The sequence below is a fragment of the Rhizobium sp. X9 genome (assembly GCF_018873185.1).
GTDB lineage: Bacteria > Pseudomonadota > Alphaproteobacteria > Rhizobiales > Rhizobiaceae > Agrobacterium > Agrobacterium oryzihabitans.
The window spans coordinates 605,502-622,531 of sequence record NZ_CP071311.1; the positions used below are offsets into that span (position 1 = coordinate 605,502).

Consider the following 17,030-nt stretch of genomic DNA (forward strand, 5'->3'; position numbering starts at 1 on the left):
TTGGTGTTCCGGTCAGCCCTGCAAACGCGTCTGCAGGGCAAAAAGGTGGCAGAGCTGGCGGTTGCGCCAGAAGCAGGAAATATCCATGCGAAGCCTCCTTTCTTGATACGGGTTGAACTGATCGATGCTTAACAGCGGCGGCGTTGGGAGGCAATGGGTTTTGTAAAAGGGGGAGGTTAGGGAATGCTGTATGGGCGCGCAGCGACGATTGATCGCCAGACGCCTCCACTTCCGTCATTCCGGCCTTGAGCCGGAATCCAGTCAGCCCAAGTCATTTGGCTGAAAAGACTCTCTCCGCCACGCAGACGCGTGTCGGCTGGATACCGGCTCAAGGCCGGTATGACGGAAGGAGCTTACGGAAACGCTGTAAGCATGGAGCCTGCCCCAACAGGTGCGACCTTTGCGGTAGACCGGCTGAAACGTATCGCTTTACCGCTTCAAGCTCCCCAAAATCCCCCGCACGATCGCCCGACCGACAGAGGTTGCAACCGAGCGGGCCGCGCTTTTCATCGCCGCCTCGATCACCGTCTCGCGCTGGTAGCCGCTCGTCTTGCGTGCCCCGCCATTGCGGGCGCCGGTGGTGGAGGCCTGCGTGGGTTCGTCATCGCCGAAGCCCGGCAGGCGCCAGCGTCCCGAGGCATTGTCGGACTGGTTTGCGGTGTTTTCCTCTTCCGCGCGTTTGGCGGCTTCGGCTTCCGCCGCCTTCTGGGCGCGGGCATTGAGGATTTCGAAGGCTGATTCCCGGTCGATATCCTTGTCGTATTGACCGGCGACGGGGCTGACGTCCATCAGCGATTTGCGCTCGGCATCGGTGAGCGGCCCGACACGGCCCGATGGCGGCCGCACGAGGGTACGCTCCACGATGGAAGGCGCGCCCTTGTCATGCAGCGTGGAAATCAGCGCTTCACCCGTGCCGAGCGTGGTGATGATGTCGGCCGTGTTGAAAGCCGGGTTCTGGCGGAACGTATCTGCCGCCGTTCTCACCGCCTTCTGTTCGCGCGGCGTATAGGCGCGAAGCGCGTGCTGCACGCGGTTGCCCAGCTGTGCGAGAACGGTTTCCGGCACATCAAGCGGGTTCTGCGTGACGAAATAAACGCCGACGCCCTTGGAGCGGATCAACCGCACCACCTGTTCCACGCGCTCCACCAGCACCCTTGGCGCATCGTTGAACAACAGATGCGCCTCGTCGAAAAAGAACACCAGACGCGGCTTTTCCGGGTCGCCCACTTCCGGCAGTTCCTCGAAGAGTTCCGAGAGCATCCACAGCAGGAAGGTGGCGTAAAGACGTGGGTTCATCATCAGCTTGTCGGCGGCGAGAACCGAAACCGTGCCACGCCCATCGGTGCCGATGCGCATGATGTCGGCTATCTTGAGTGCGGGTTCGCCGAAGAAATTCGCCGCACCCTGCTGTTCGAGGACAAGCAGCCCGCGTTGCAGCGAGCCGACCGAGGCCTTGGAGATGAGGCCGAACTGGTTGGAAAGCGCCGTTGCGTTTTCGCCCATGTAGTTCAGCAGCGATTGCAGATCCTTGAGGTCCAGCAGCGGCAGCCCGCCCTGATCGGCGATCTTGAAGGCGATATTGAGCACGCCTTCCTGCGCTTCCGATGCATCCATCAGCCGGGCGAGCAGCAGCGGCCCCATTTCGGCGATGGTGGCGCGCACGCGATGGCCTTTTTCACCGTAGAGATCCCAGAAGATCACCGGCGACTTGCCATAGGAAAAATCCGTAAAGCCGATCTGCTCGGCGCGTTTCTGCACCCAGTCTTTCGCCTCGCCTTCAGCGGCGATACCGGAAAGATCGCCCTTGATATCGGCGCAGAAAACGGGAACGCCGGCCTTGGAGAAGCTTTCGGCCAGAACCTGCAAGGTCACGGTCTTGCCCGTTCCCGTCGCGCCGGTGATGAGGCCGTGACGGTTGCCGAATTTCAGCTCCAGATATTCGCCCTTGTTCAGGCTGTCGTCCGGATTGCGGCTGGTCCCGATATAGAGCTGTCCGTCCTGCAACATCGACCATTTTCTCCTGCGGCTGACGCGAATTAAAGCGTTACAAGCATGCTTTGGCCGCTGCCTGTAAAAGCGGCCTTTTCATAGTTTGGTTGTGATGATCTTATAAGGACAGTTTCAAGGCGCAACAACTGCTTGATGGCGATGAAGAAAAACCGCTTCATGAAAGTTGCCGCACCCGCCCGCCGCCCGCTTGAATGCGGCATGGGATTGTTTTACGTTGACGTTAACGTCAGTTATTCGATGTTGGCGTCGTTTTTCAACAGGAGGCAAGAATGAACGAAGTCGTGGATCAGATCGCCGCAAAGGCGGGTATCGACCCTGCATTGGCCGAAAAGGCCGTTGGCATGATTCTGGGTTTTCTCCAGCGCGAGGCGGCAGACGGTCCGATCGCCCGCATGATCGAAGCCATTCCGGGTGCCAGCGATCTGGTGGCGCAGTATAACGGCGAGGGCGCCGGCAACGGCGGCGGCCTGCTCGGCGGCCTGATGAGCGCGATTGGCGGCGGCGGCATCATGGGTCTCGGCCAGCAGCTGATGAGCCAGGGCCTCGGCATGGGCGAGATTTCCACCCTTGCCAAGGAAACCATCGCGGTTGCCCGCCAGCATGCGGGCGATGAGGTTGTCGATCAGGTGATCGCTTCGGTTCCGGGCCTCAGCCAGTTCGCGTGAGGTAAAAACCTTTCCTCACCCCTGTGACAGGCACAGGAATGAGGAGTTGGGATGCATTCGCTCATACGGCGTCTACTCAATAGCGAGGCGCGGCGGCTGTTCGTTGAACAGGCGCCGCGCCTCTTCTATTTCCGCATGGTGCGTTTCCGCCCAGATCCATACGCCGCAAAAGGCGCTGCCAAGCGTTCTGCCGAGTGGCGTGAGATCATAATCCACATGCGGGGGAATGACGGGGTGCACGGTGCGGCGCACCAGCCCGTCGCATTCCATCTGCCTCAGCGTTTTCGTCAGCATCTTCTGGCTGATGGTGCCGACCAGCCTGCCGATCTGCGTGAAGCGCAGGGTGCCGTTCTCTTCGAGCACCTCAAGGATCAGCATCGTCCATTTGTCCGCGACTTTCGCGATGATGTCCTGCACCAGCGCCTCGATGACCGGATCAGTCTCAGTCGGCGGCGGGACCTTGCGCCTGTTCTCGATCACGGGATCGGCGGCGTGCCGTTTCATCTTACACTCTCCTTTGGGTAAGTATAATTCTTTCGGGTGCCTACTTACGAATAGAGAGTAGAATAGCTAATTTCCTGTCATCCAACAAGCACGACAACACGACAAGGATTTTCCGATGAAAACGACAGGCAACACCATTCTCATCACCGGTGGCGGCTCCGGCATCGGGCGGGCGCTGGCGGAAGCGTTTCACCAGCGCGGCAACAAGGTGGTCATTTCCGGCCGCCGCCAGACCGTGCTGGATGAGGTGACGGCGGCCAATCCCGGCATGGCCTCGGTGGTCATGGACGCGACCGATGCCGATGGCATCCGCGCTTTTGCGGATGATCTCGTGAAGGCGCATCCCACCCTCAATGCCGTCATCAACAATGCCGGCATCATGCGGCCGGAGGATATCGGCGCGGCCCCGGATTATCTGGAGACGGCAGAGGAAACCATCGCCACCAACCTTCTTGCACCCATCCGGCTGACGGCGGCGCTCCTGCCGCATTTCCTAAAACAGCCTGAGGCCACGGTGCTGACGGTATCCTCCGGCCTCGCCTTCGTACCCATGGTGCTGACCCCCACCTACAGCGCCACCAAATCGGCCATCCATGCTTATTCGGTCGCGCTGCGTGAGCAGTTGAAAGAGACCCCGGTGGATGTCATCGAAATCGTGCCGCCCTATGTGCAGACGACGCTGATGGGCGAGGGGCAGGCAAAGGACGAAAGAGCCATGCCGCTCGAGGCCTTCATTTCCGAAGTGATGGATATTCTGACAAACCGCCCGGATGACAAGGAAGTTGTGGTGGAGCGCTGCAAGCCGCTGCGATTTGCTGCCCAGAACGGCAATTTCGATCAGGTCTTCGCCATGATCAACCATCTGCATCCGTAAGTGTTCCTGTCAGGGGCACATGGCCTGTGATGCATGGCCTGTGATAATGTGGCGCTCTTTAAAGGGAGCGCCACGCTTTTATGGGCAACAGCCAATTCCTCATGCCGAAAACCGCCATGCCCGGCATCGCCGCCGTCGTGGCGGATAGCGACCGCGCTTTCCCGCGCCACATGCACGATCAGTTCGGCATTGGCCTTGTGGAGCGCGGCACGCAGAAGTCGCTCTCCGGGCGCGGCATGGTGGAGGCGAAAGCGGGCCATGTCATCACCGTCAACCCGGGTGAGGTCCATGACGGCATTCCGCTGGGAGAGGGCGGCCGCGCCTGGCGGATGCTCTATCTCGACATCGATATAGTGCGGGACGCCATTGCCGATATCAGCGAAAAAGATCACGGCTCTTTCGAATTTTCCTATCCCGTTGACATCAGGCCTCTGGCAGATCGGTTCCACGCGCTTTTTTCAGCCGTGACGGCAACGGATCGCCGGGGTGACACCCTTCGCAGCGACGAGACCCTGCTGATGCTGCTCGTGGGTACAATGGAAACGGTGGCAACACCACGCGAGACGGCGGCACCCAATAGCATAAGACGGGCGAAAAGCAGGATCGATGACGATCCCGCCCGGCCATTGCGCCTAATCGATCTGGCGCAGGAGGCCGGCATGAGCCAGTTCCGCTTCCTGCGATCCTTCAGCAAGGCCACGGGGCTGACGCCGCACAGCTACCTTTTGCAGCGACGCCTGCATCTGGCACGGGATGCGTTGGCCAAGGGCGCGCCACCCGCCGATGTCGCCTTTTCCGCCGGTTTCTCCGACCAGAGCCATTTGAACCGATTTTTCGTGCGGCAGTTCGGGGTCACGCCGGCGGCCTATAGGGCGGCAGTTTCGTAGAAGCTATCGCCCTCATTCCTGTGCTTGTCACAGGTATCCTTTCAGCCCAAGTCTTTGGGCTGAAAGGATACCTGCCCGCAGCGCAGACGCGCGTCGACTGGATTCCTGTGACAAGCACAGGAATGAGGGGGAGTGGGCGGAGCCGGCATCGCAGCCATTGGATGCGGAGCCTAGGCGGTATCCAGCTGCAATTTCATCCAAGACGCCCGCGCCGGGCACAGTCATGCTCCTGTCCTCCATCCCACAGGACTTGCAGCTTTCATGACCCTTGAATTCCTCATCACATCCCTCGTCGTCGCGGCCTCTCCCGGAACCGGCGTGGTTTACACGCTCGCCGCCGGTCTCTCCCAGGGGGCGAAAGCGAGCATCATTGCGGCCTTTGGCTGTACGCTTGGCATCGTGCCGCATCTGCTGGCCGCCATCACCGGCCTTGCCGCCATTCTGCATGCCAGCGCGCTGGCTTTCGGCGTGATCAAATATCTGGGCGTCGCTTACCTGCTTTACATGGCATGGAACACGCTTCGCGAAGATGGCGCGCTGAAAATCGATGATGGCCAGGAACACCGCGGGGTGGCACGGGTCATCGGCGAGGCGATCCTGATCAATCTCCTGAACCCGAAACTGTCGATCTTCTTTTTCGCGTTCCTGCCGCAATTCATTGCGCCGGAGGAGGTGTCTCCGACATGGCGCATGGTCGATCTGGGGCTGATCTTCATGGCCATGACGTTTCTGGTGTTTGCGCTCTACGGCTGCTTTGCCGCCTCGGTCAGGCGCCAAGTGGTGGCGCGCCCGGCCGTGCTCACCTGGCTGAGACGCAGTTTCGCCGCCGCTTTCGTGGCGCTCGGGGCGAAACTGGCTTTGACGCAGCGGTGAGACGGAACGGGCTCGTTCAATCGTCCCAATCGGGTGCGAGGTGGCCGGGGCTGACGATGCGACCGTTCGGTTTGGCAAGCGCGTGGATCGCCTGCATCTCTTCTTCGGTCAGGGCAAAGTCGAAAATGTCGAAATTCTCCTTCAGGCGGCTTTCCGTCGCGGTCTTGGAAAGCGCCACGACATCCGGCTGCTGCACGGCCCAGCGCAGGGTCACCTGTGCCGCCGTCTTGCCGTGCCTTGCGCCGATATCCTTCAGCACCGGATCGTTCGGCACCCGGCCATCGGCCATCAGATAATAGGCGGTGACCGAAAGCCCGTTTTTGCGCGCTGCCGAGATCACCTTCGTCTGGTCGAGATAGGGATGGTATTCGATCTGGTTGGTGGCAAGCGGCGTGTCGGACAGTTTAACCGCCTCTTCGGTCAGCGCCACGTTGAAGTTGGAAATGCCGATATTGCGGACCTTTCCGGCTTTGCGCACCTCGTTCAGCGCACCGATCCGTTCCGCCAGCGGCACATCGCTTTTCGGCCAGTGCAGGAGCAGGAGATCGACATAATCCGTCTTCAATTTCTGCAGGCTTTCATCGACCGAGGCTAGAAAATCATCGTGCCGGTAGCGGTCCACCCAGACCTTGGTGGTCAGGAAAATATCGTGCCGGGAAATGCCTGATTGCGCGATGACCTCGCCGACCGCACCTTCGTTCTTGTAGATCTGCGCGGTGTCGACATGGCGGAAACCGAGTTTCAGCGCCTCCGGCAGAATGCGCCGCACATCGTCTTCCGGAATGCGGAAGGTGCCGAAACCGAGGGCGGGAATATTCGCGCCATTGGCGTTGACGTGATACATGGATGTCTCTCCTGTTTGCTGAAAACATGACCGGCAAGGACTGCCGGACGGGGAAGCGGTCTTTTATTAACTGGTGTCCGCGCCATCGGTTTCAACCGGGTGGGCGATATCACATCAATACGTAATCCACCGGGCGCGGATCGGCCGGAAGGTCCGTCTCGCCCATCGCCTCGCGCAGATTGATCTCGATGGTGGTGGCGAGCGAATTGATCGGCACGGCGTTGAAGCCGGTGCCGAAGGGTTCCTCCAGTTCGTCGGACAGGGCATCGAGGCCGAAAAATGTATAGGCGATCAGCGTGCTGGTAAACGGCGTGGCCCAGCCGAGCAGATCGGTGAAGCCGAACGGCAGCAGAAGACAGAACAAATGCGCGGTGCGGTGCAGCAGCAGCGAATAACCGAAGGGAACCGGCGTGTGGCGGATGCGCTCGCAGGAGGCAAGTGCCGCTCCCATCTGCTGCACGGTGGCATCCAGCATCTGCAACTGGATATCGCTGATCTGCCCTTTTGCGTTTGCGGCAACGAGATCGCTGGAAATTCCGCGCAGGAGCATTTCCGGCCTGTTTCGGCTGCGGGCATAGTGCTCCGTCAGATCATCCGGAATGAGACCGGCAATATTGGATTTCTCCCCGCCCGGGCGCAGATGCGAAACCAGCTCGTGGCAGAAGACGATGGCGAGATCGATGATCCGGCGGCGCGAGACGGGATCGGCCACATCCTGCCGGCTTTCCAGCATGGCGCTCTGCCGCGCCAGCGTGCGCGCCACGGTCATCAGCATGCCCCATTGCTTGCGGGCTTCCCACCAGCGGTCGTAACAGGCATTGGCGCGAAAGCCGAGGAAGACCGAAAGCGCGATACCCAGCAGCGAAAACGGCGCGCCGTTCAGCGCCTGCACCAGATCGGGCCGGTCCTTGTGTGCCCAGACGACCAGCGTCGACAACAGGAAAACGGCAAGCACCTGCGGAAAGATGCGGACGATGATGGAGCCGCGCACGATGATGAAAAGTTGCAGCAGGTTCGGTTTTGGACGAACGATCATGGCGGAGACTCGAAAATGCCTGTGAGCTGGGTGGCGATGGGAGCAAAAACCCGGGGCATATCTACATAATGGCATGCCTCTATTGTCCACCCTTTTTTACGCGATTGCGCCCGGCGGCAGGCGGCGCTACCTGTCGGGCACGAAAGATCGCCAACGGCAGATTGGAATGTGGAGGAAGGTCGCGTGTCGCGCTCACAACGGCTTCTTGATCTGTTGCAGATCCTGCGCTCCCACCGCATGCCGGTCAGCGGCACGGCGCTGGCCGCGCAGACCGGCGTCAGCCTGCGCACACTTTACCGTGATATAGCAACGCTTCAGGCGCAGGGTGCGGACATCGAGGGCGAGGCGGGCGTGGGTTACGTGCTGCGCCCCGGTTTCCTGTTGCCGCCGCTGATGTTCTCGCAGCAGGAGATCGAGGCGCTGGTGCTCGGGTCGCGCTGGGTGGCGGGCCGCGCCGATGCGGGGTTGGCGCAGGCCGCCCGTGATGCGCTCGTGAAGATCGGTGCCGTCTTGCCCGACACCCTGCGCGAGGAACTCGACAATTCCACGCTGCTCGTCGGCCCCGGACAGGCCCTGGCCGCCATCCGCGTCGATCTCGCCGGCATTCGCGATACGATCCGCAAGGAAATGAAGGTCGTACTGACCTATCGCGATGAAAAGGGAGAGGCGACGGAACGGGTGGTCTGGCCCTTCGCGCTTGCTTTTTTCGATCTTGTGCGGGTGGTGCTGGCATGGTGCGAGACGCGGCAGGATTTCCGCAGTTTCCGGGCGGACCGCATCGAGAGTTTCCACGTGACGGACAAGCGTTACCCACGCCGCCGCCAGACCCTGCTGAAGGAATGGCGCGAGCGGGAAAAACAACGGCGTCGGCAATACCATGCTGACAGGAACTGACAGCAGGCGGGTCTAGAACCTGTTCATCCGCAACCAAGGAGAACAGCCATGACGACCCACCCTGATTTCACCATTCTCTACGTCGACAACCCGCCGGCCAGCACGGAGTTTTACAAGGACCTGCTGGGTGCCGAGCCGGTCGAAGCGTCTCCGACATTTTCTCTGTTCGTCCTCCAGAACGGTATGAAGCTTGGCCTCTGGTCGCGGCACACGGTGGAGCCGAAGGCATCCGTCACGGGCGGCGGCGGCGAGCTTGCCTTCCGCGTTGAAACCGATGCGCAGGTGGACGAAACCTTCGCCAGTTGGAAAGCGAAGGGCATCGCCATTCTCCAGCCGCCCGGCACGATGGAGTTTGGCCACACATTCACCGCCGCCGACCCCGACGGTCATCGTCTGAGGGTCTATGCTTTCGCGGGTTAGAGATGAGGCGTTGAGGTCTTGGCCAAATCTAAGTTGGCCTCTGCTCTCTCCTCATCCCTGTGCTTGTCACAGGGATCCTGTGTATTGCGTCTGTGCTAGAATGGTAGCGGACGGAAGGCCGTCGGGATCCTGGTCGTTTGAGACCGCTTGCTGGCTCTGGTCCTCCGTCCGCCTTTGATATCCCAACCTGAACAGTTGATTGAGGCCGTGAGCGCGGACCTCGAAGCACAGGATGAGGCTTGCCATGATACACCCTGTTTTCATTGGATGCGACGTCGCCAAGGCGCATCTTGATCTTTTCGACGGCCGGACATCCCGGCATATCCGCATCGACAACACCGCTGCCGCCATTCATGCATGGCTGCAAGGCCTGGAGGGGCAGGAGGCGACGGTCATTCTGGAGGCGACCGGGCGTTATGACAGGCAGCTGTGCGCGGCTCTCGATCGGCAACAGCGTCCGTATTGCCGGGTCAACCCCGCCCGGGCGCGCGACTTCGCAAGAGCCACCGGCCGCCTGGCCAAGACCGACGCCATCGATGCCCGCCTGCTGGCACACATGGGCGAAACGCTTGGCCCCGCAACCAGCACACCACCCGATCCGGCCCGGCAGGCGCTTGCCAGCTTCCATACAAGGCGCGATCAGCTCGTTGCCATGCGCCAGCAGGAGCGGCTTCGCCTTTCCAGCGCAGAGCCCATGGAGCACGATAGTCTGGAGCGCCATCTCATCTGGCTGGACGGCGAGATCGAGGCGATCGAAAAAGCCTGTCACGCCCATGTCCGGGAAAACGCGGAACTGAACGAACAAAGCACCAGGCTCCGTTCCATTCCGGGCGTCGGGCCAGTCACCGCATTCACGCTGATGGCGCATATGCCCGAACTGGGCGGCAGCTCTTCCAAAGCCATGGCCGCATTGGCGGGACTTGCTCCCTTCAATGCCGACAGCGGCATCAAACGCGGCCAGCGCCATATTCGCGGCGGACGAAAGCGCGTGCGCGATGCCCTCTACATGGCGGCGTTGGTGGCTTACAGGCTGAAGACCGCCTTCGCCCGCACGGCGCAAACCATGCAGACCAAGGGCAAACCGTTCAAGGTCATGATCATTGCCATCGCCCGCAAAATCCTCGTCGCCGCAAACGCAATCCTCAGGGATAAAACCGTCTTTGCTAAAACCTGACAATACAGTTGCCAGCCGCCGCGCGTCTGCGCGGCGAGAGGGGGCCTTTCAGCCCAAGGGCTTGGGCTGGCTGGATTCCTGTGACAGGCACAGGAATGAGGGTGGAGGGGTGCGTCGGCATGCGAAAAACGCCGCATCCCGTACCGCGCGCTACTTCTTCACCGCCACGACGAAAAGCCGGGGAAAGCGTAGAAGCAGCCGGCCATCCGCCATCGGTGGATAGGCAGCTGCGATGCGGCTTGTATAGTCGGCGAGGAAAGCCTCGCGGTTTTCCTCGCCGGCGGCGGCAAGATAGGGGCGCAGGCCCGTGCCTTTCACCCATTCCACGATGCTTTCCGCATCCTTCATCGGGTGGTTGTAGATGGTGTGCCACACATCCACCCGCGCGGATTTCGGCGCCAGCGCATCGAAATAGGCGGCCGGTGCGGGCAGGGGTTTACGGCGCAGCTTGCCGTCCGTGAACGTGTCCTTCCAGGGGCCGCTCGCGCCCGTTTCCTCCATGGCGCGATGCGTCGGCTCCTGCAGATTGTCCGGCATCTGCACGGCGAGAACCCCGCCGCTTTCCAGCTGGTCCATCAGCTGCGAAAGAACGGCGAGATGGTCCGGCACCCATTGGAACACCGCATTGGCATAAAGCAGGTCCGCCTTCTGCGCCGGCTTCCACTGGCCGAGATCGGCCTTGCCGAAACGCGTGTTGGGCAGCCGATCAGCCGCCTTTTCCAGCATGTCGTCATCGCTGTCGATGCCGGTAATGACGTTGACACCGTAACGATCGGTCAGAAGCTCGGTGGAATTGCCGGGGCCGCAGCCCAGATCAAAGCCGTTCAGCACCCGCTCCAGCGGCACCTGCGCCAGCAGATCCCTTGCGGGACGTGTCCGCTCGTCTTCGAATTTCAGATATTGCTGGGCGGACCATGCCATGATTTCCTCCTGCTGAATGCCGCATCCGGACGGGCGAGCGAGGATGCGTAAAGGACGCCGCAGGCGCCGTGAGACCACCAGCATCGCATGGGCGAAATTGCCCCGCCATCATCCGACACATGAATTATTGTGATGAACCTATTCATCAACCTTTTGTTTCGCCTCATAAAACATCTTTGTCACGGCGTCTCGTTGTTATTTTCCATCAAAATCGAAGGTCGCGGCAATTAAAACTTGACCTCGCCCGGTCAGAAGCATTCACTCCCGCCGATTTCCAGACCCCAATGGGCAAAAGCGCGAAGCGCTCTGCATCCGGAAATGCACCAGAACAAGAAGACGGAGCGTTTTCGCCAGGCGGAAATGCTTAGGACAGGAGACCATCATGAGCGTCGATACCGCACCCCGATCAACCACCTGGACCTATGTTGACGGTCAATGGCTGCCCGGCAATCCGCCGCTTATCGGCCCGACCTCGCATGCCATGTGGCTGGCCTCCACGGTGTTCGACGGCGCACGCTGGTTTGAAGGCGTCGCTCCCGATCTCGATCTGCACTGCCAGCGCGTCAACCGCTCGGCCACCAATATGGGCATGAAGCCGACGATGACGGCGGAGGAGATCGAGGCTCTCGCGCTGGAAGGCGTCAAGAAATTCGATGGCAAGATCGCGATCTACATCAAGCCGATGTATTGGGCCGAACATGGTTCGGTTGGCAGCGTTGTTGCTCCGGACGCCAATTCCACCCGTTTTGCGCTCTGCCTTTTCGAAGCGCCGATGGATGCCGGCAAGCCCTTGACGCTCACCGTTTCGCCGCTGCGCCGTCCTTCGCCCGAAACTGCGATGACGGATGCCAAGGCTGGCAGCCTCTATCCCAATAGCGGCCGCGCCATTCTGGAAGCCCGCGCCCGGGGTTTCGACAATGCACTCATGCGCGACATGAACGGCAATGTCGCCGAATCGGCCTCTTCCAACATCTTCATGGTCAAGGACGGCGTCGTCCTCACCCCCGTTCCGAACCGCACCTTCCTTGCCGGCATCACCCGCTCGCGGGTCATCGGCCTCCTGCGTCAGGCCGGTTTCGAGGTGCGTGAGGCAACGCTGTCGGTCGAGGATTTCCGCGAGGCGGATGAAATCTTCTGCTCGGGCAATTATTCCAAGGTTTCGCCGGTGGTGAAGCTTGATGATCGCGAGTTGCAGGCGGGCCCCGTCGCGCGCAAGGCGCTCGATCTTTACATGGACTGGGCACGTCTCGGCGCCGACGTCTGAGACCCGTTAATAACGTCGATTTCAAACGCCGTGGCAGGTTTGTACCCGCTACGGCTTTTATTTTGAGCTGTCGATATCTATCCCTTGAAAATTAAGGGGTAAATTTAATCTAATTTTAGAAAAGCACCCTGTAACTTGCGGCATTATCGATTTGGGCTATGGGGGCCACCAATGTCTTTCAGCATTCGTAATATACTTGTGGGCTTTTTCCTGCTTGTCGGCATCGCACTCGCGGGTTTCGTGGGCAACGGCATGTGGCAGTCCGTCAATCGCGCCCGCACGTTTTCCGAGGTGGCGCAGCTCGTCTCGATCGACAAGCTTCTTTTCAATGCATTGCTGAATTTCCGCAGCGAACGCGGCAACAGCGCCTCGGCGCTGACCGTCGATCCGGCAAAGACAGCGAGCACCATCGCCAGCGTTCAGGCCTCGCGCCAGAAGGTGGATGCGGCCATGGGCGCGTTTCTCGAGCAGTCCGCAGTGCTCGATCAGGCCGGGCTTCAAGCGCCGCTTAAACGCGTGAAGGATATCTACGCGCAGTTCCTCGAACTGCGCAAAAAGGTCGATGCTAACGTCACCCTGCCGCTCGACCGCCGCGAAAGCGGGCTGGACAAGACCGTGCTCGCGCTCGGCGCCGACCTGCTGGCCGCGCTTGAAACGGGCTCGATCGCGGTGGAGGGCGAGGTCCGCTCGCTGGACCAGAGCCTGACCGGTCTCATACAGCTCAGGTCCTATGGCTGGTCGGCGCGTGCGCTCGGCGGCAGCGCCACTGTGGTTATTAATGCGGTCGTGGCCCAGCAGCGCCCGCTGACGGCGCAGGAAGCCCAGCAGCTCAACAATTTCGACGCCGGTGCCGCCTTTGCCTGGAAAGCCACCGGCGAACTCGTCGCGCATGAATCGACGCCGCAATCGCTGAAGGATATCTATGCGGTTGCCGACCGGACCTATTTCAAGGGCGATTTCATCACCCAGCGCGCCAAACTTGTCGATGATCTGAACAACGTCCGTACCCCGGCTTTCACCATCGACACATGGCGAACCTCGATACCGTCGCGAAGATCGCCTCCGAAGCGATGAATATTCTGAACGCCAACGCTGAAAAAGCCAAACAGGACGCCTTCATCGGCTCCATGGTCTATCTTGCGGCCTTCATCTTCACGCTGGGCGTCTGCATTCTCTGCCTCGGCGTCATCGTTGGCCGCGTCACCCGGCCGATCAGCCGCCTGACCAACGCGATGATGGAACTCGCCAACGGCAACCTCTCCATCGACGTGCCCGGCGCCGGACGCAGCGACGAAATCGGCGAAATGGCCCGTGCGGTGGAGATTTTCCGCGAGGCCGCCATTCGCAACCGTGAGCTGGAGATGCAGGCTGACGCCAATCGCGAAAAGGCCGAGCGTGACCGTTTCGAACTGCAGCAACGCGCCGAGGCCGAGGCCGAGGAACGTCTCAATCAGGCAACGGGCTCGCTGGCGGGCGGCCTGCGCCGGCTTGCCTCCGGCGACATGGTCTGCGAGATCGCCACGCCCTTCGCGCCGCAATTCGAAGCATTGCGGCATGATTTCAACAGCTCCGTCGTTCAGCTGCGCGAGGCGCTGGCAAGTGTGGGCAACTCCGTGCAGACCGTGAATGGCGGCGCGCATGAAGTATCCTCCGCTTCCGACGATCTTTCCCGCCGCACGGAGCAGCAGGCAGCCTCTCTTGAAGAAACGGCCGCCGCGCTGGAACAGATTACTGCCAACGTCTCGGCCACCTCGAAGCGGACGGGTGACGCGCGCGACACGGTACGCGAGGCGCGCACCAAGGCGGATCATTCCGGCAAGGTGGTGCGTGATGCCGTCTCCGCCATGGAGCGCATCGAGCATTCCTCGCGCCAGATCGGCCAGATCATCGGCGTCATCGATGAAATCGCCTTCCAGACCAACCTTCTGGCGCTGAATGCCGGCGTCGAGGCGGCGCGGGCAGGCGATGCCGGCAAGGGCTTCGCGGTCGTGGCGCAGGAAGTGCGTGAACTGGCGCAGCGCTCGGCCAATGCGGCAAAGGAGATCAAGCAGCTCATCAACACCTCCGCCATTGCCGTCAGCGAAGGCGTGAAGCTGGTTGCCGATACCGGCGTCGGCCTCTCCGAGATCGAGCAGCTGGTGCTCTCCGTCAACGCCCATATGGACGCCATCGCGACCGCGGCGCAGGAACAGTCCGCCGGTCTGGCCGAGGTCAATACCGCCGTTAACCACATGGACCAGGCCACGCAGCAGAACGCCGCGATGGTCGAGGAAATGAACGCGGCGGGCGCGGGGCTGGCGCAGGAATGCGCCAATCTCCATGCCCTGCTGGCGCAATTCCAGCTCGGCCAGCAAGCCTCCGCCCTGCATGAGACGGCAAGGCAGATGCAGCGCGCCGCAAGCCCGGCCCGCGCCCCTGCCGCTCCGGCCCCAAGGGCCCGCCCGGTTGCCGTCTCGCGCGGCAATGCGGCGCTGGCCGTGAAGGGCGATGAGTGGACAGAGTTCTGAAGGCGATCCAGCGTTGGATATGGCAAGGAACTAGTATCCGCACTCCGTCACCCCGGACTTGATCCGGGGTCCAGTGCGATCAAGTCCTTGATCGCGAAAGAGTCGTCTCACGGCGCAGACGCGCCGTGGCTGGATGCCGGATCTAGTCCGGCATGACGGAAGAGAAGTGTCCCATCAACAGGCCGAGGCTCGCGCCCTCACCCGGCGCGGGCCTCATCGTTTCCGCAAGCCTGGCAAGGCAGCCGCAAGTGCCCTGAGCGGCGCGGTCATGTGTTTGTCACGTCTCAACGCCAGCGCGATCCTGCGCTCAAGCGGCGGTTCGAGCGAGCGCCACTCCAGCCCCGACGCTGCGCCTTCGTGCTCCATCGCCATGCGCGGCACGATGGCAAGACCGAGACCCGCGCCCGCCAGTTTCTTGATGGCCTCGACGCTGCCTAGCTCCATGGCGGGTTGCACGGTGCGACCGCCAGTCGAAAACCATTGATCCACGAGCTTGCGTGTATTGCCGCCCTCGTAAAGCAGCAACGGCTGTGTCGAAAGGGTCTCCGCGTTCAGGATCGTTGCGGCGGGAACGGAGCCGCGCGGGAAAACGGCGACCAGTTCGTCGAGATGGATATCGCTGATATCGAGGCTGCGGCCGCTCGCGGGCAGGGCCACCACCGCCGCGTCGATGGTATTGGCCTCCAGAAGCCTCAGGATATCGTGGGTATTTCCCGTCTGCACGACGATGTCGATACCCGGCATCGTCTGCCGGATCCTGCCCAGCACCGGCGGTAGCAGATAGATGCAGGCCGTTGCCCCCGTGCCAATGCGCAGGCGTCCCGTCACCCCGTTGCGATGCGGTGCGACGGTGTCAATGGCATGGGCCACTTCCTCGGCGATCCGCCTTGCATGGATCAGGAAATCCCGACCTGCCGCCGTTGGCTGCGCGCGCCTGCCGACCCTTTCGATCAGCCGCACGCCCAGCTGCTTTTCGAGCAGCCGGATGTGCAGGCTGATGGCCGGCTGCGTCAGCCCCGCCTTGTCGGCGGCGGCGGAAAAGCTGCCGAGATCGGCCACATCCATGAAGCTGCGAACCTGCCGCAGATCGAGGTCCATCATCAAAGAAAACCTTATCGTTTGTATAAGATAGATAATCTTTATTTTGATTGCATCGCAATGCACAATGATGCCGTGAATGACCCGCAGGACAAGAGAATGACCCTTTCCACCGTTTCCAGCCTTTTGATCCGCCCTTGTGAAGAGGCGGATATTTCAGCCATTACCGAAATTTACCGGGATGCCGTGCTGCACGGCCGCGCCAGCTTCGAGATCGATCCGCCGGGCATGGACGCGATGCGCGAGCGCCGCCGTCTGCTGGTGGAGGGAAATTACCCCTATCTGGTGGCCGAAATGGATGGAAAAGTGGCCGGATATGCCTATGCCGGGGCTTACCGCGCGCGCCCGGCCTATGGCGCTGCGGTAGAGGATTCCGTCTATGTCGATCCCGCCGCAAAGGGCATGGGAATTGGCCGGAAACTGCTCGACGCGCTGATTGAGGAGGCGACCTCACGCGGCTTCCGGCAGATGATTGCGGTTATCGGCGATAGCGCAAACGCCGCCTCTATCGGCGTGCACCGCGCCGCCGGTTTCGAGCACGTCGGCACCTTCAGGTCTATCGGCTGGAAACACGGCCAATGGCTGGACACCGTGCTGATGCAGCGCGCGCTGGGCGTGGGCGACACCACGCCCCGTTTCTAAGGCATCAAGGCTTGGTGGAGCCGGGAATTTCAACCTTCAGCGTATCGCCGGCAAGCTCGCTGCCGAGTTCGACGGCCTTGGTCTTCTTGTCATAGACGCAGATATGGCTGATCGTCGCGTCTGCTCCCTTGGCCTTGCCGGTGATGATGGCGAGGCCGTAATTCTCGCTGCCGACCGGATCGACCACGGCCTTGGCGTCTTCGATCATGTCTTCGCTTGCGGCAAGGCATGCCGTCTGCACATCCGCCACGAATTCCTTCCACGCATCGTCCGACGAGGCGGAGGCGGGCAGAGCCAGCGACGAGAAGGCGGCGACAGCGAGAATGTTTCGGGTGATGGAGCGCGTCATGGAATTTCCTTCCTGCAATCTCGGCAAAAGCGAACCGATAGGGTGGAAAACGGTACGCCAAGGTTGTG

Annotated in this window: 16 protein-coding genes and 1 pseudogene; 10 read left to right on the forward strand and 7 right to left on the reverse strand. The window is 61.3% G+C overall.

Annotated elements, in window-relative coordinates; all coding sequences use genetic code 11:
• Nucleotides 1–429: 429 nt before the first annotated feature.
• Nucleotides 430–2,007 (reverse strand): helicase HerA-like C-terminal domain-containing protein, encoded by a 1,578-nt coding sequence (locus tag JZY08_RS02905; protein WP_216330947.1) that lies wholly within the window; start codon nt 2,005–2,007, stop codon nt 430–432.
• Between the two features lie 272 nt (nt 2,008–2,279).
• Between JZY08_RS02905 and JZY08_RS02910 the strand changes: the two genes are divergently transcribed.
• Nucleotides 2,280–2,675: a hypothetical protein gene (locus tag JZY08_RS02910; protein WP_003494362.1), complete on the forward strand. Its 396-nt coding sequence runs from the start codon at nt 2,280–2,282 to the stop codon at nt 2,673–2,675.
• Between the two features lie 72 nt (nt 2,676–2,747).
• Here the strand turns inward: JZY08_RS02910 and JZY08_RS02915 are convergent, their stop codons facing one another.
• Nucleotides 2,748–3,179, reverse strand: coding sequence for a helix-turn-helix domain-containing protein (locus JZY08_RS02915; RefSeq protein WP_216330948.1), 432 nt, complete (start codon nt 3,177–3,179; stop codon nt 2,748–2,750).
• Between the two features lie 115 nt (nt 3,180–3,294).
• Between JZY08_RS02915 and JZY08_RS02920 the strand changes: the two genes are divergently transcribed.
• The 3 genes from JZY08_RS02920 to JZY08_RS02930 all read left to right on the forward strand — a co-directional run bounded on the left by JZY08_RS02920 (nt 3,295) and on the right by JZY08_RS02930 (nt 5,813).
• Nucleotides 3,295–4,053, forward strand: a complete 759-nt coding sequence (locus JZY08_RS02920; protein ID WP_216330949.1) for an SDR family oxidoreductase — start codon at nt 3,295–3,297, stop codon at nt 4,051–4,053.
• Nucleotides 4,054–4,133: 80 nt separating this feature from the next.
• The gene (locus JZY08_RS02925; RefSeq protein WP_216330950.1) at nt 4,134–4,940 is read left to right on the forward strand and encodes an AraC family transcriptional regulator; all 807 of its coding nucleotides are present in this window, start codon (nt 4,134–4,136) and stop codon (nt 4,938–4,940) included.
• A 261-nt stretch (nt 4,941–5,201) separates the two neighbouring features.
• Complete coding sequence (locus JZY08_RS02930) at nt 5,202–5,813, forward strand: LysE family translocator (protein WP_216330951.1); 612 nt, start codon at nt 5,202–5,204, stop codon at nt 5,811–5,813.
• Between the two features lie 16 nt (nt 5,814–5,829).
• Here the strand turns inward: JZY08_RS02930 and JZY08_RS02935 are convergent, their stop codons facing one another.
• Nucleotides 5,830–6,657 carry an aldo/keto reductase gene (locus JZY08_RS02935; RefSeq protein WP_137037262.1) on the reverse strand — a complete coding sequence of 276 codons (828 nt, stop codon included), beginning with the start codon at nt 6,655–6,657 and terminating at the stop codon, nt 5,830–5,832.
• Between the two features lie 109 nt (nt 6,658–6,766).
• Nucleotides 6,767–7,693: a bestrophin family protein gene (locus JZY08_RS02940; RefSeq protein WP_216330952.1), complete on the reverse strand. Its 927-nt coding sequence runs from the start codon at nt 7,691–7,693 to the stop codon at nt 6,767–6,769.
• A gap of 183 nt (nt 7,694–7,876) precedes the next feature.
• On the opposite strand from JZY08_RS02940, the gene JZY08_RS02945 reads away from it, so the two are divergent.
• From JZY08_RS02945 to JZY08_RS02955, 3 genes are all read left to right on the forward strand, one after another.
• Nucleotides 7,877–8,587, forward strand: coding sequence for a YafY family protein (locus tag JZY08_RS02945; RefSeq protein WP_216330953.1), 711 nt, complete (start codon nt 7,877–7,879; stop codon nt 8,585–8,587).
• A 48-nt stretch (nt 8,588–8,635) separates the two neighbouring features.
• Nucleotides 8,636–9,007, forward strand: coding sequence for a VOC family protein (locus JZY08_RS02950; RefSeq protein WP_216330954.1), 372 nt, complete (start codon nt 8,636–8,638; stop codon nt 9,005–9,007).
• A 244-nt stretch (nt 9,008–9,251) separates the two neighbouring features.
• Nucleotides 9,252–10,181 (forward strand): IS110 family transposase, encoded by a 930-nt coding sequence (locus tag JZY08_RS02955; RefSeq protein ID WP_216330675.1) that lies wholly within the window; start codon nt 9,252–9,254, stop codon nt 10,179–10,181.
• Nucleotides 10,182–10,331: 150 nt separating this feature from the next.
• Here the strand turns inward: JZY08_RS02955 and tam are convergent, their stop codons facing one another.
• Complete coding sequence (tam, locus tag JZY08_RS02960; protein ID WP_137037266.1) at nt 10,332–11,102, reverse strand: trans-aconitate 2-methyltransferase; 771 nt, start codon at nt 11,100–11,102, stop codon at nt 10,332–10,334.
• A 382-nt stretch (nt 11,103–11,484) separates the two neighbouring features.
• Here tam and JZY08_RS02965 point away from each other — a divergent pair, with 382 nt between their 5' ends.
• On the forward strand, nt 11,485–12,366 hold the full coding sequence (locus tag JZY08_RS02965; RefSeq protein ID WP_137037267.1) for a branched-chain amino acid aminotransferase: 882 nt from the start codon (nt 11,485–11,487) through the stop codon (nt 12,364–12,366).
• A gap of 171 nt (nt 12,367–12,537) precedes the next feature.
• Nucleotides 12,538–14,873, forward strand: a pseudogene (locus JZY08_RS02970) (methyl-accepting chemotaxis protein).
• 213 nt (nt 14,874–15,086) lie between these two features.
• On the opposite strand, the gene JZY08_RS02975 reads toward JZY08_RS02970, so the two are convergent.
• Complete coding sequence (locus tag JZY08_RS02975; RefSeq protein WP_216330955.1) at nt 15,087–15,974, reverse strand: LysR family transcriptional regulator; 888 nt, start codon at nt 15,972–15,974, stop codon at nt 15,087–15,089.
• Between the two features lie 96 nt (nt 15,975–16,070).
• On the opposite strand from JZY08_RS02975, the gene JZY08_RS02980 reads away from it, so the two are divergent.
• Nucleotides 16,071–16,613 carry a GNAT family N-acetyltransferase gene (locus tag JZY08_RS02980; protein ID WP_253204043.1) on the forward strand — a complete coding sequence of 181 codons (543 nt, stop codon included), beginning with the start codon at nt 16,071–16,073 and terminating at the stop codon, nt 16,611–16,613.
• Nucleotides 16,614–16,617: 4 nt separating this feature from the next.
• Here JZY08_RS02980 and JZY08_RS02985 read toward each other — a convergent pair whose 3' ends face one another.
• Nucleotides 16,618–16,962, reverse strand: a complete 345-nt coding sequence (locus tag JZY08_RS02985) for a hypothetical protein (RefSeq protein ID WP_216330957.1) — start codon at nt 16,960–16,962, stop codon at nt 16,618–16,620.
• Nucleotides 16,963–17,030: the final 68 nt, after the last annotated feature.

Coding starts and splice junctions, on each gene's coding strand:
- JZY08_RS02905 (WP_216330947.1), bottom strand. CDS start 2,007: ATGTTGCAGGACGGACAGCTCTATATCGGGACCAGCCGCAATCCGGAC.
- JZY08_RS02910 (WP_003494362.1), top strand. CDS start 2,280: ATGAACGAAGTCGTGGATCAGATCGCCGCAAAGGCGGGTATCGACCCT.
- JZY08_RS02915 (WP_216330948.1), bottom strand. CDS start 3,179: ATGAAACGGCACGCCGCCGATCCCGTGATCGAGAACAGGCGCAAGGTC.
- JZY08_RS02920 (WP_216330949.1), top strand. CDS start 3,295: ATGAAAACGACAGGCAACACCATTCTCATCACCGGTGGCGGCTCCGGC.
- JZY08_RS02925 (WP_216330950.1), top strand. CDS start 4,134: ATGGGCAACAGCCAATTCCTCATGCCGAAAACCGCCATGCCCGGCATC.
- JZY08_RS02930 (WP_216330951.1), top strand. CDS start 5,202: ATGACCCTTGAATTCCTCATCACATCCCTCGTCGTCGCGGCCTCTCCC.
- JZY08_RS02935 (WP_137037262.1), bottom strand. CDS start 6,657: ATGTATCACGTCAACGCCAATGGCGCGAATATTCCCGCCCTCGGTTTC.
- JZY08_RS02940 (WP_216330952.1), bottom strand. CDS start 7,693: ATGATCGTTCGTCCAAAACCGAACCTGCTGCAACTTTTCATCATCGTG.
- JZY08_RS02950 (WP_216330954.1), top strand. CDS start 8,636: ATGACGACCCACCCTGATTTCACCATTCTCTACGTCGACAACCCGCCG.
- JZY08_RS02955 (WP_216330675.1), top strand. CDS start 9,252: ATGATACACCCTGTTTTCATTGGATGCGACGTCGCCAAGGCGCATCTT.
- tam (WP_137037266.1), bottom strand. CDS start 11,102: ATGGCATGGTCCGCCCAGCAATATCTGAAATTCGAAGACGAGCGGACA.
- JZY08_RS02965 (WP_137037267.1), top strand. CDS start 11,485: ATGAGCGTCGATACCGCACCCCGATCAACCACCTGGACCTATGTTGAC.
- JZY08_RS02975 (WP_216330955.1), bottom strand. CDS start 15,974: ATGATGGACCTCGATCTGCGGCAGGTTCGCAGCTTCATGGATGTGGCC.
- JZY08_RS02980 (WP_253204043.1), top strand. CDS start 16,071: ATGACCCTTTCCACCGTTTCCAGCCTTTTGATCCGCCCTTGTGAAGAG.
- JZY08_RS02985 (WP_216330957.1), bottom strand. CDS start 16,962: ATGACGCGCTCCATCACCCGAAACATTCTCGCTGTCGCCGCCTTCTCG.